The organism is Pseudomonas wenzhouensis, from assembly GCF_021029445.1.
Taxonomy (GTDB): domain Bacteria; phylum Pseudomonadota; class Gammaproteobacteria; order Pseudomonadales; family Pseudomonadaceae; genus Aquipseudomonas; species Aquipseudomonas wenzhouensis.
Window position 1 is genome coordinate 2,130,881 of the sequence record NZ_CP072610.1, and the last position, 10,897, is coordinate 2,141,777.

Below are 10,897 nucleotides of genomic sequence, written 5' to 3' on the forward strand. Positions count from 1 at the left end.
AAATCGGGCTATTTCCATCGATTGGCGCCCTAAACGGGAAGTAAACGAGCGCGACCGCTGCTGCCAGAAGCAGTGGACATAATCATCGCGGCGAATTTCAACAGGCTGCTAGCTCAAACCAACCTGCCGCTACTACCGGACGACCACGCCAACCTGCGCGGATCCGCCTACTACCACTGACCCCAAGGAAACTCACCATGCTGCCCCATCCGACCCTGGACAAGCTGCAAACCCTGCGCCTGCACGGCATGCTCAAGGCGCTGAACGAACAACTGAAAACCCCCGACATCGACAGCCTGAGCTTCGAGGAACGCCTCGGCCTGCTGGTCGACCGCGAACTGACCGAACGCGACGACAAGCGCCTCAGCAGCCGCCTGCGCCAGGCCCGGCTCAAGCACAACGCCTGTCTCGAAGACATCGACTACCGTGCCCCGCGCGGACTGGATAAGGCGCTGATCCTGCAACTGAGCAGTGGCCAGTGGCTGCGCGACGGCCTCAACCTGATCATCGGCGGCCCCACCGGTGTCGGTAAAACCTGGCTGGCCTGCGCCCTGGCCCACCAGGCCTGCCGAGAGGGCTACAGCGTGCGTTACCTGCGCTTGCCGCGCCTGTTGGAAGAGCTGGGTCTGGCCCATGGCGACGGCCGCTTCGCCAAGCTGATGAGCAGCTACGCCAAGACCGACCTGCTGATCCTCGACGACTGGGGCCTGGCCCCGTTCACCGGCGAGCAACGGCGCGACATGCTGGAGCTACTGGACGACCGTTACGGCCAGCGCTCGACCATCGTCACCAGCCAGATGCCGGTGGACAACTGGCACGAACTGATCGGCGACCCGACCCTGGCCGACGCCATCCTCGACCGCCTGGTGCACAACGCCTACCGGATCAACCTCAAGGGCGAGTCGATGCGCAAACGGGCGAAGAAATTGACGACGCCGAGCACCTCGGACTAACAATGCCACCCTAGCGTCGCTGCGCTCCGACTGCCCGGCCGGATGGCCGTGGAACAGGTGGCCGGATGTGCGTGGAATGCCCGGCCGGATAAGCGTGGACTGGGTGGCCGGATGGCGTGGAATCCGCACTCCGCCAGCACTCAATCACAACCTTGGCGTGCGGCAGGCTGGTGAACCAGTGCTCGTTCAGGCGCTCGTCACGGAAGCGCCCGTTAAACGATTCGATATAGGCATTCTGATTGGGCTTACCTGGTTCAATCAGGAACAGCTGTACATCTCGCGGATGAGCCCAGGTCAGCATGGCCCGACCACAGAATTCCTTGCCGTTATCCGTGCGGATGGCTTTGGGCAGACCGCGTGACATGGCCAGACGCATCCAGGATGCGCGTCAGCGAAAGCCCGCCAATCGTTCTTTCCGGCACGATGGCGACAGCCTCATGGGTGGCATCATCCACCATTGTCAGGATATTCATGACACGCTCTTCAGCCGTGCGATCAAATACAAAGTCCATCGACCAGACCTGGTTGGCGGCCCGAGGGCGGTCCAGCGGCTGTCGATCTGCAATCGGGATCTTCTTGCGCTTACGCCTTCTCACCTGCAAGCGGGCTTCGGCATACAGACGTTCCACCCGCTTGTGGTTGACTACTGCGGATTCCTTTCCAACGAGAGCCTTGCTAGACATGAACCGTATGCGTGGAGCTTTGATGCCGGCTTCAAGCTGCACGTGGCCCAGATGATCCGAGAGCAAGGTGAAGTGGGGAGAGTTCGATCTGGAGCGTGCACACAGTGGCGCATTCCTGCCGAGCGCATGAAGATGCGCGAGCTGCACATAGTTCCGCTCTCCAAGCAGGCGGTCGAGTTGTTGCGTGAGTTGCGCACCCATACTGGCGGTCGTCCGCTGCTATTGCCGAACTATCGCAGGCCTACCGAATGCATGACCGGCACGACATTGAACCGGGCGCTGGAGCGTATGGGATTCAATGGCAAGGACAGCATCGGTTTTTCAGCTCATGGCTTTGTAACCGCTCCATAAACCCCACCTACTGCTGATGGAGCGGGTCTGTCAGGATGCGCTCACTGGCGAGCAATTCCACGGCAGCAGCGCTTCGTAATCCTCGACGCTATTGGCGGCCGGCAGGCGTTCGAGGATGTGGCGCAGCCAGGCGTAAGGCTCCTGGCCATTGGCCTTGGCGGTTTCGATCAGGCTGTAGATCTGCGCGCTGGCCGTGGCCCCCTTGGGCGTGTCGCTGAACAGCCAGTTCTTGCGCCCGATAACGAACGGGCGGATGGCGTTCTCCGCGCGGTTGTTGTCGATCGGCAGATGTCCACCTTCGACGTAGCGCACCAGCTTTCTCCAGTTGCTGGCCAGGTAGTTCACCGCCCTGCCCAGCGCCGTCTGCCCGACGACCTGCGGCTGGGTCTTGTCCAGCCAGGTCTTGAGTTGATCGAGCAGCGGCTGGCTGCGTTGCTGACGGGCGACCAGGCGCTCGGTATCGCAAGCGTCCTTCAGGCCACGCTCGATGCCGTAGAGCTTGTTGATCAGGTTCAACGCCATGTCGGCACGGCCGGTTTTGCCCTTGGGTTGCACTTTCTGCGCCTCGACGAACTTGCGCCGCGCATGCGCCCAGCAGCCGAGGCGTTCGATGCCTTCTTGCGCGGCCACGGCGTTGTAGCCGGCGTAGTCGTCGGTCATCAGGTAGCCGCGATAGCCGTCGAGCAAGCGCAGCGGCACCTCCTGCGCGCGGCTGGCGGTGTAGTCGAAGAGGATGACCGGCTTATCCGGTGGTCCACCGCTTTGTACCCACATCCAGGACTGCGCGGTGGGATCGCGTCCCGGTTCATGCAGTACCTGCAAGCGCGTTTCGTCGCAGTGCAAAACGGGGTATTCGAGCAACTTGTCGCGCAGCAGGTTGAGCAGCGGTTGCAGTTGCTCGCCGCTCTGGATCACCCAGCGCGCCAGGGTCTGGCGCGGGATCTCGACGCCGTGGCGGCTGAGCATCTTCTCGAAGCGGTACAGCGGGATGCCGTCGGCGTATTTGGTGGTCAGCAGCATCGCCAGCACACTGGGGCTGGCCAGGCTCTTCTCGATCAGTTGGGCCGGCTTGTCGGCAGTGATCGGCGCCGCTTCGCAGGCCTTGCAGGCGTAGGTCTTGCGGATATGGCGGATGACCCGCACCTGCATCGGGATGATCTCCAGCTGCTCGCTGGTCTCCTCGCCGATGACTTGTTTGCAGGCGCCACAGGCGCAAGTCTGCTCGTGCTCGGGCAGGTCGTGGATGACCTCGACACGCGGCAGGTTGGCCGGCAACGGCTTGCGCTTGCCACGGCGCTTGACCGGCGCAACGATTTCTTCGGCTTCGGCTTCGGCTTCGGCTTCGGCTTCGCTTGGCGCGGCGGACAGCGCTTCGATCAGCTCTTCGGCCTCGTTGAACATGGCCAACTGCGGCGAGTCGGTATCTTCAGGGCTGCGCTCGGACTTGGGCGAGAACAACTTGTGGCGCAGCAGGGCGACCTGTTCCTGAAGTTGTTCTATGCGAGCATCTTTCGCAGCCGCCTGTTCACTGGCCAGCAGCAGTAAATGCTTGAGCAGGATTGGGTCGTCAGGAAGGGGGGCGGGCACGGCGATCATGGCCGTGGATTATACCGGCTCAGGTCACGAAACGCGGCGTCAGTATCTGGTGCGGACGGTTGCGCCACAGGTCGATGCCGTCGAGCAGCCAGTTCAACTCATCGACCGTCAGCTCGATGGCCTCGTCGCCGGCATCGGGCTTGGTCTTGAAGCGTTCGGCTTCCAAACGCTTGAGCCACAGGCAGAAGCCATTGCGCTCCCAGTAGAGGATCTTGACCTGACTGCGGGTGCGGTTGAGGAACACGAACAGCACGGGGTTGAACACTTCCACCTTGATGTCCAGCTCGACCAGAGCGGCCAGGCCGTTGATGGATTTGCGGAAATCGACGGGCTTTGGGTAGAGATAGACCTTCTGCACCTTGGCGTCGGGACGCATCATGACGGAGCTCCACGGGAAAAAATGGGGAGCCCAGCATCCGGGAACGGACAGGTCAGTTGAAGGTGGGGTTTATGGAGCGGTTACATGGCTTTCGCACTTCTGCCTCGACCATGCTGAATGAAATTGGGTTTCGCTCAGATGTGATTGAGCGCCAATTGGCTCATCCCGAGAGAAACAAGGTTCGTGCAAGTTACAACTAGGCAGAATATTTGGAAGAGCGACGTCAGATGATGCAGGCATGGGCTGATGAGATCGACGCGCTCAGTTTTCGGAGTGGCGGCTCAGAAAAGTGATTGATCTATCGTTGGGGGGGGGGGGCTGCGAGTCGGTGAGGCTTGATATGAATGACATATACGTTGAAACATAAATAGAATGAAATCATATTCCAGCTTTAATTGTTTATTGTGCACGTATGAACTCTCCAATTGCTTGGGCTTTTTCGGCATGGCGAAGTGCTGGGTAGGTTATTTAAATCTTCGTATTTGTTCTTGAGCTTCCGGGAATGTAGAGCTCTTTTCGAATTCTTTTTGTATAAGAAATTCTATAACGTTCGCTTGAGATATCCTGTGCTTGGCAGCAAGTTTTTTTAGTCTGGCTTTTGCAGTTAACGAAATATCTAGGTTGCATTGAACTTTCTTGTCTTTGTTGTTTTCTTTGTGTCTTAATTTCGAAGCCTTTCTTTTTGCAGCAGAAAGAAAAATTAATCTTTCTGCGGTGGGTATTTGGTTTCTTTCGAAAGTATCTACCATTTCTGCAAAGTTACTAAACTCTGAAAGAAAGGATGTGAAATGGGGGAATTGCTTATTAAATATCTGCGAGGCGGCTTTAAGTTTTACAGGATCTTGGTCGTCATTAAACCATTCTAGGATTTTATTTGGCTGGCTGAAGATTTCCCATTCTTTTTTTAGGTATAGTACCGATTTCTTCTTTTGTTCAAGCGTTTTTTTTATGTGGTTATTAATGTTTGTTGCGTCAATTATCGTTCTTGGCAGTGTGCCTAGTAAATCAAATAAGCCTATAACGTAGTCTCGGTCGCACCGCATTGAATATTGGATTGATTGCGGAGCCTGTGTCGCTTTTATTAGGCGTTCAGTTAACCATTGTAGTTGCGCCGGATCATCTGATACCCAATTGTAATAGGGCGCAGTTATCATGGTGGATTTAAGCTGCTGATCTATTTCTTCTTGCGGTATTTGTTTTAATGCTGCTTGAATTTTTTCTATTATTTTTGGGTTGCCATATGGCCCGATTTCCTGTGCAGCATAAAATTTGTTTATATACATCCAGAGCCATAACAGGGTTCTTTTATCGGTTTTTTCGTTGACCATAATTAGTTCCTGCTTGGTGTTTGGTTCGGCATAGTTGCCGCCTTTAGGAGAATTCACTTTGGATGATACTTAGGATAAACCTATTAGGTCAATGCAAAATTCCTAGGAGAATCGTAGAAGATTCCTAGGGGATTCCTAGTGGATTCCCTAGGGGGTATCCTAATGAACAAATGTTCCTAGGTTCTCGGATAAGGCTGCTTTCTATGGTTGAAAGGCTTCTGCGTTCGGTCTAGGTGCTCACGCAAGCCTTTCTGGGTGACTGTGTGAGCTCAACGTGGCGCTCAGAATTGTCGCTAGCCACTTGGATATAAAGGGGCACGCCTATGGTGGGTCGTGTAAATCATTACTGAGGAGTCCTATTCCTTGAATGGATATGAGGACTCATCATGAAACTGATTCGATTGCAACAAGTAATGGTAATGACTGGGCTGGGACGCTCTACGATCTATAAGTATATTTCGGACAGTTGGTTTCCTAAACCAGTCCCTCTGGGGGGGGCGCAGTGTGGGATGGTTGGAAAGTGAAGTTCATGAATGGATTTTGGCTCGAATAGAAGAGCGCGATACGAAGTTTGCTTCTTGAAGTTTTTCTGGTCTTGTTTAGGTGCTTTAGAAAACCATCAAGGCCGCTGGCGGCCTTGATGGTTTTTTATCGGAGTTGATTTTATTGTTTTGCGGTAATTTTTTGTGGCGTTGTAAGGTGTTTTTTGGTTGTTGATTAGTATACTTGTTTCGGTATTGGTAGTATGCGCTTATAGCTCATATGGTTCCATTGTTTGTTGTAAGAGCTATACAATGCTATGTCAGGTATCTCCAAGATACCTGACGTGTGAATTTTATTCAGGTTAGTAAATACATAGTGCTCCTAGGATATGCATTTAAGCATTGGAGTATTAAACATGATTCGACATTCGCAGAATAGTAATCTCATTATTCATAATGAGCTTGACTATCGTGGCTTGCCTATTCAGGTAGATAAAGGGCCTTTCATTCGTCAGTATCTACAAAAGCTGCATGCTACGATTGATCGAGCTCTTCAACAGTATTCTCGTGTCTTTGCCTTCAGGGTTGATCTTAGGTTTCCAGCAGCGTTTGTGCACGGCAGAGACGATAATGCAAGTCAAGTATTTAAAAAATTTTTAGATTCCTTTAAGTCCAAAATACACCACAATCGTTGTATGGCGCTTAGGGAAAACAAACATGCGCATCAGAGCCGCGTGCGGTACGTTTGGGCTAGAGAATTTGGGCAGCATGGGAAGCCGCATTACCATGTTGCATTCGTTCTCAATTACGATGCATTCAACGCTTTGGGTAAGTTTGAGCCTGGAAGGGATAACATGTTCAATCGACTCCAGGAAGCTTGGGCAAGTGCCTTGGGAACGTCGGTTGAGGCAGTGAGGGGTTTGGTTGAGATTCCTGACAATCCGAGCTATAGCCTGCGTCGCGATGGCCTAGGGGTTGAAGAGTTTTTCTATCGAGCCAGTTACCTATGCAAGGCGCCTACCAAGGTTTATGGCGATGGCAGACATGGGTTTGACAGCAGTCGAATCTAACTGCTGAAGCTAAGGATGGTCTGAAGGTAGTGAAGAATTTTTGCGTAGCTGCCTGCCAGAAAATGTCCGGATCAGCGTGGAATCACTGTCCGAATGTGCGTGAAATAAGTGTCCGAGCCAGCGTGGAATCCGCAATCAGCACCTGGGCTTGAAGCCTGCAGGGGCTCGTTGCCTGCGTAAGGGCACTCTGAACCGTGGTCGTCGCAGATAGGTCAATGGCAAGGCTACTTGGCCTTTGCGACCATCAACTCAGACCAGCGAGTGGTGTATGCGGGGGAGAGCAATTCTCTGCGCATAGCCCACTCGACAGGCTTGGCGATGCGTCCCGGCTGCAGCGTTCCACGTCCCCAGCGATTGTTGATCGCATCTAGGGTGCTCATCAGTCGCTCGGTTTTCACGGGCTGCTCGGGGGCGAACAGATCCGGTGTGTACTCATTCTTGCGGCATAGATCCAACAGCAGCACCTGAGCCTTGGCGTAGCTGAAGCCCTCTCTGAAGACCTGCTGCAATCCAGCCTGGACGGTCTTGATGATCAGTAGGCTGTCGTCGGTAGGGTAGGGCAGTTGGCAGAGGATGCCATTGGCGTATTTAGCCTCGGTTGGGTTGAACATCCCGGTGCGCAGACTCACACGCACCTGCCGGCATAGCGACTCCTGCTTGCGCAGCTTTTCAGCAGCGCGAGTGGCATAACTCGTGACAGCCTCCTGGATGGGGGCTAGCTCACGCAGACGCTTGCCGAATGAGCGACTGCTGCAGATCTCCTGCTTGGGTTCGATTTCGTTCTCGATCTCCAGACACGCCACACCGCGCAGTTCGCGCACAGTTTTCTCCACCACGACATTGAATCGCTTGCGCAGAGTCCAGGCATCCATCTGTGCCAAGTCCCAAGCTGTCTTGATTTGCATGCCTTCCAGGTGAGCGCGCATACGTGGACCAACGCCCCAGACTTCCTCTACTGGCATGGCCTTGAGCAGCTTGTCGCGCCGAACCGGATCGCGGATGTCTACGACGCCACCAGTTTGCTTCTGCCAGCGCTTGGCGGCGTTATTGGCGAGCTTGGCCAGTGTCTTGGTGGTGGCGATACCAATACCAACGGGTATGCCGGTCTTCTGCCTGATCTCTGCCTGCACCTGGCGACCTATCGACTCCAGAGGTTCAGGTAGCCCGGTCATATCGGCAAAGGCCTCGTCGATGCTATAGACCTCAATGCTTGGCAAGCGACTTTCCAAGATCGTCATCACGCGCTCGCTCATGTCGCCGTAGAGGGCGTAGTTGCTGCTGAAGGCGACGATGCCGTTGCGCTTGAGGTCGCTCCTGATCTCGTGGAACAGAGCGCCCATCTTCACGAACGGCTTGGCATCGGCAGAGCGAGCAATCACACAGCCGTCGTTGTTGCTGAGCACGACGATGGGCGTGCGCAACAGATCTGGACGAAACACACGCTCGCAACTGGCGTAGAAGCTGTTGCAGTCAACCAGTGCGTATACCGGCTCAGCCATGGGTGAGGTGATTCCGCAGGCTATGAGTGACGACGCCCCAGATCGTCAGCTCATCGTTCTCCAGGATGTAACGCGGAGAGTAGGCCGGGTTCTCCGACTGGAGGATGAACTGGCCCTGTTCCTGTGCCAGGCGCTTTACCAGGACATCGCCGTTTAAGCAGGCAACGACCACATGGCCCGGTTTTGCTGGGATGGCGCGGCTGACGATCAGATAATCGCCGTCGAAGATGCCAGCCCCGCTCATGCTGTCACCGCTCACGGCAACCACATAGGTGTGCGGTGCTTGCAGATCCATCAGAGCATCAAGCGACAGCTTATGTTCCATGTGATCCAGCGCTGGGCTGGGAAAGCCAGCTGGAACACGTGCATCAAAGAGGGGAAGGACTGCCCTGCTGCGCTGCAGCGGGCCGAGGATAAGTGCGGTGCTCATAACGGGCTGCCCAGTAACTGTATTTGTATACAGTAATCATCGCTCCGCTATCCAGACAAGGCGCGTTCGTCGCCGGTGTTTGGGGTATGCACGGATTGTTTACAGGCGAAAAGTAGACAGATCGCGCTGTCGGGCCGTTCTCGCTAGGTTGGTGGAAACCGACCAGGAGGATCTCCTATGAACTTGCTACCCACCCTTAACGATCTTTTGCCGTTGGCGCTGCTGCTGCCTGCACTGCTCGGGCTGGCCAAGCTGGCCTACGGCGGCACGACTGATTGAGAGATAGCCTCGCCTGGCGGCATCGACTCAAAGCCTGGCGTGCCTGCCGTTAGTCAGTGATACAGCCAGGGCTGTAGCTCTTCCAGGTTGGCGACCACGATCTGCTGAGCCGTGGCCTTGGCATGCACCTTGGTCGGATCGATCTGATAGCGCTGCAGCACGTACTGCACCAACGCACCTCGGGTCTCGATCACCAGCTGTCCGTCACGCATGCCGTAGTCGGCTTCGATAATCGCGCGCTGCTCTGGCTTGAGGCGAGAATCCGGTTCAATGATGACCTGCACCTGACTGTTCCAGCCCGGATCCTGCTCACGGGTGTTTTCGGTTTCGTCGTCCATTAACTCGGGCTCACCACGAAAGCGGCTGAGCACAAAGTCCCGGTAATCTCGATTCTTCTCGCAATAGGCGCGAACGTGCCAGCGCATACCGGTGTAGATCAGCGTATGCGGCGCGATCAGGCGGGTTTCGCCATCCGGCGTCGTGAAGGACACATACTCGCACTCCAGTCGCAGGCCCTCGCGACAGGCCTTGAGTAACGGGCGCAGCACCTCTGGGCGCACTGAGCGATCCGGCACATCCAGTACCTCAGTGTGCGCATAGGCCAATGCCAGCCCCTCAACATACGGTGCGCGGTCGTGATTCTGGTTGAGCAGGTACAGGTAAGCGCTCGCGCTGTCATCGATAAACAGCGGTTTGAAGTAGCGGCTTGGCACATACCCCTTTAAATGCTTGTCGTATTCCAGGTTCTTCGGCGCGTAGTCGGTGATGTAGGAATTGATGTCCTTCGACGCCTGCTGCCGGCTGATGCCGAAGCTCTGCATCAGATGACCTGTGGTCAGACGGCCCTCCCACCATGCGATGGTCTCGATCAGGCGGTAGCGAAGGGCCAGATCCCAGCGCACGGACTCGATTGACTGCTTGCGTTTCATCACGGCTCCATCTGCGCGAAAATTTTACCTGTACAGGTAAACACTCTAGATGCGTCCAGTAACGCTACATATCTTGATTGGCACAAGCAAGCCGGTAGCGCCTGCAAACCAGGAATCACAATCAAGGAGTAGCAACATGGCATTGATCACCTGTTACGAGTGCGATCGTATGGCTAGCGATCAGGCGACGGCTTGCCCTCACTGTGGTGCCCCCATCGCTAAGCAGGCTGCTACGCCTCGAACGCAGCCGGTATTCGTAGTCAACCGTAGAGTCGGCTTCTGGCTGGGCGTAGGCATTTTTCTATTTCCGGTCATTTTTGTTTGGTTCCTTCTACGCCAAGGGCATAGCACTACTAGCAGGGTGATCGGCTTTGCCTGGCTGGCGCTGGTGCTAGTTGCGATGGCTTCGGGGGATCGCCCGTCCGGCAAGGCTGCTACGAACTCAAGTAACCAGACTCAGCCAGCCAAGGTGGCTGCACCGGCCGAGCCAATGATAGAAGTTAGCGCTCAGCAACTGGCCCAGGCCTATGACCGCAACACAGTCGCGGCCGATCAGCAGTTCAAAGGCAAGCGCTTCAAGATCACGGGCACGGTGGACTCCATCAACACCGACATGTTCGGCAACCCTTACGTCACCCTGCGTGGTGGGATAAACCAATTCATGGAACCGCAGTTCGAGCTGGATGAGGATCACGCCAACTATGCGGCCGGTTTGCAGTCAGGGCTGCGCATCAGCTTGATCTGCACAGGTCACGGTGATGTGGCGAAAACGCCCATGTCGAAGGATTGCACGCCGGTCAACTGAAAACAGAACTGATGCTCAACAACGAGGCCCTGGCTCGATTCGCTTCATACGGTTAAGGTTCAGCATAAAACCGTATCTTCTTATGGCTAATAAGGATTTTTCGAGCAGAGCCA

The 10,897-nt window shown here is 55.3% G+C and carries 9 protein-coding genes and 3 pseudogenes; 5 read left to right on the plus strand and 7 right to left on the minus strand.

Annotated elements, in window-relative coordinates; all coding sequences use genetic code 11:
* Positions 1 to 197: 197 nt before the first annotated feature.
* Positions 198 to 953 (plus strand): IS21-like element helper ATPase IstB, encoded by a 756-nt coding sequence (istB, locus tag J7655_RS09825; RefSeq protein WP_230927584.1) that lies wholly within the window; start codon positions 198 to 200, stop codon positions 951 to 953.
* A 130-nt stretch (positions 954 to 1,083) separates the two neighbouring features.
* On the opposite strand, the pseudogene J7655_RS09830 reads toward istB, so the two are convergent.
* The 3 genes and pseudogenes from J7655_RS09830 to tnpB all read right to left on the minus strand — a co-directional run.
* Positions 1,084 to 1,600, minus strand: a pseudogene (locus J7655_RS09830) (DDE-type integrase/transposase/recombinase); the annotation flags it as partial.
* A gap of 417 nt (positions 1,601 to 2,017) precedes the next feature.
* Positions 2,018 to 3,583, minus strand: a complete 1,566-nt coding sequence (gene tnpC / locus J7655_RS09835; protein ID WP_230927585.1) for an IS66 family transposase — start codon at positions 3,581 to 3,583, stop codon at positions 2,018 to 2,020.
* Between the two features lie 19 nt (positions 3,584 to 3,602).
* A complete protein-coding gene (gene tnpB / locus J7655_RS09840; RefSeq protein ID WP_003460146.1) occupies positions 3,603 to 3,962 on the minus strand; it encodes an IS66 family insertion sequence element accessory protein TnpB in 360 nt (119 codons plus the stop codon).
* Positions 3,963 to 4,045: 83 nt separating this feature from the next.
* Here tnpB and J7655_RS09845 point away from each other — a divergent pair.
* Positions 4,046 to 4,255: pseudogene (locus J7655_RS09845) on the plus strand (tyrosine-type recombinase/integrase); the annotation flags it as partial.
* 171 nt (positions 4,256 to 4,426) lie between these two features.
* On the opposite strand, the gene J7655_RS09850 reads toward J7655_RS09845, so the two are convergent.
* Complete coding sequence (locus J7655_RS09850) at positions 4,427 to 5,290, minus strand: hypothetical protein (RefSeq protein ID WP_230927586.1); 864 nt, start codon at positions 5,288 to 5,290, stop codon at positions 4,427 to 4,429.
* Positions 5,291 to 5,676: 386 nt separating this feature from the next.
* On the opposite strand from J7655_RS09850, the pseudogene J7655_RS09855 reads away from it, so the two are divergent.
* Both J7655_RS09855 and J7655_RS09860 read left to right on the plus strand, forming a co-directional pair.
* A pseudogene (locus J7655_RS09855) lies at positions 5,677 to 5,872 on the plus strand (helix-turn-helix transcriptional regulator).
* Between the two features lie 316 nt (positions 5,873 to 6,188).
* Positions 6,189 to 6,842 (plus strand): inovirus Gp2 family protein, encoded by a 654-nt coding sequence (locus tag J7655_RS09860; RefSeq protein WP_023127664.1) that lies wholly within the window; start codon positions 6,189 to 6,191, stop codon positions 6,840 to 6,842.
* A 224-nt stretch (positions 6,843 to 7,066) separates the two neighbouring features.
* Here the strand turns inward: J7655_RS09860 and J7655_RS09865 are convergent, their stop codons facing one another.
* The 3 genes from J7655_RS09865 to J7655_RS09875 form a co-directional block, all read right to left on the minus strand.
* Positions 7,067 to 8,341 (minus strand): Y-family DNA polymerase, encoded by a 1,275-nt coding sequence (locus tag J7655_RS09865; RefSeq protein WP_230927587.1) that lies wholly within the window; start codon positions 8,339 to 8,341, stop codon positions 7,067 to 7,069.
* Positions 8,334 to 8,771 carry a LexA family protein gene (locus J7655_RS09870; RefSeq protein ID WP_216891514.1) on the minus strand — a complete coding sequence of 146 codons (438 nt, stop codon included), beginning with the start codon at positions 8,769 to 8,771 and terminating at the stop codon, positions 8,334 to 8,336. Before J7655_RS09870 ends, J7655_RS09865 begins: the two co-directional genes overlap by 8 nt.
* Before the next feature lie 332 nt (positions 8,772 to 9,103).
* On the minus strand, positions 9,104 to 9,979 hold the full coding sequence (locus J7655_RS09875; RefSeq protein WP_230927588.1) for a WYL domain-containing protein: 876 nt from the start codon (positions 9,977 to 9,979) through the stop codon (positions 9,104 to 9,106).
* A gap of 136 nt (positions 9,980 to 10,115) precedes the next feature.
* Between J7655_RS09875 and J7655_RS09880 the strand changes: the two genes are divergently transcribed.
* On the plus strand, positions 10,116 to 10,784 hold the full coding sequence (locus J7655_RS09880) for an OB-fold protein (RefSeq protein WP_230927589.1): 669 nt from the start codon (positions 10,116 to 10,118) through the stop codon (positions 10,782 to 10,784).
* Positions 10,785 to 10,897 lie beyond the last annotated feature (113 nt).

Excerpts from the sequence above, each read along its gene's own strand:
- istB (WP_230927584.1), top strand. The coding sequence starts at position 198 with ATGCTGCCCCATCCGACCCTGGACAAGCTGCAAACCCTGCGCCTGCAC.
- tnpC (WP_230927585.1), bottom strand. The coding sequence starts at position 3,583 with ATGATCGCCGTGCCCGCCCCCCTTCCTGACGACCCAATCCTGCTCAAG.
- tnpB (WP_003460146.1), bottom strand. The coding sequence starts at position 3,962 with ATGATGCGTCCCGACGCCAAGGTGCAGAAGGTCTATCTCTACCCAAAG.
- J7655_RS09850 (WP_230927586.1), bottom strand. The coding sequence starts at position 5,290 with ATGGTCAACGAAAAAACCGATAAAAGAACCCTGTTATGGCTCTGGATG.
- J7655_RS09860 (WP_023127664.1), top strand. The coding sequence starts at position 6,189 with ATGATTCGACATTCGCAGAATAGTAATCTCATTATTCATAATGAGCTT.
- J7655_RS09865 (WP_230927587.1), bottom strand. The coding sequence starts at position 8,341 with ATGGCTGAGCCGGTATACGCACTGGTTGACTGCAACAGCTTCTACGCC.
- J7655_RS09870 (WP_216891514.1), bottom strand. The coding sequence starts at position 8,771 with ATGAGCACCGCACTTATCCTCGGCCCGCTGCAGCGCAGCAGGGCAGTC.
- J7655_RS09875 (WP_230927588.1), bottom strand. The coding sequence starts at position 9,979 with ATGAAACGCAAGCAGTCAATCGAGTCCGTGCGCTGGGATCTGGCCCTT.
- J7655_RS09880 (WP_230927589.1), top strand. The coding sequence starts at position 10,116 with ATGGCATTGATCACCTGTTACGAGTGCGATCGTATGGCTAGCGATCAG.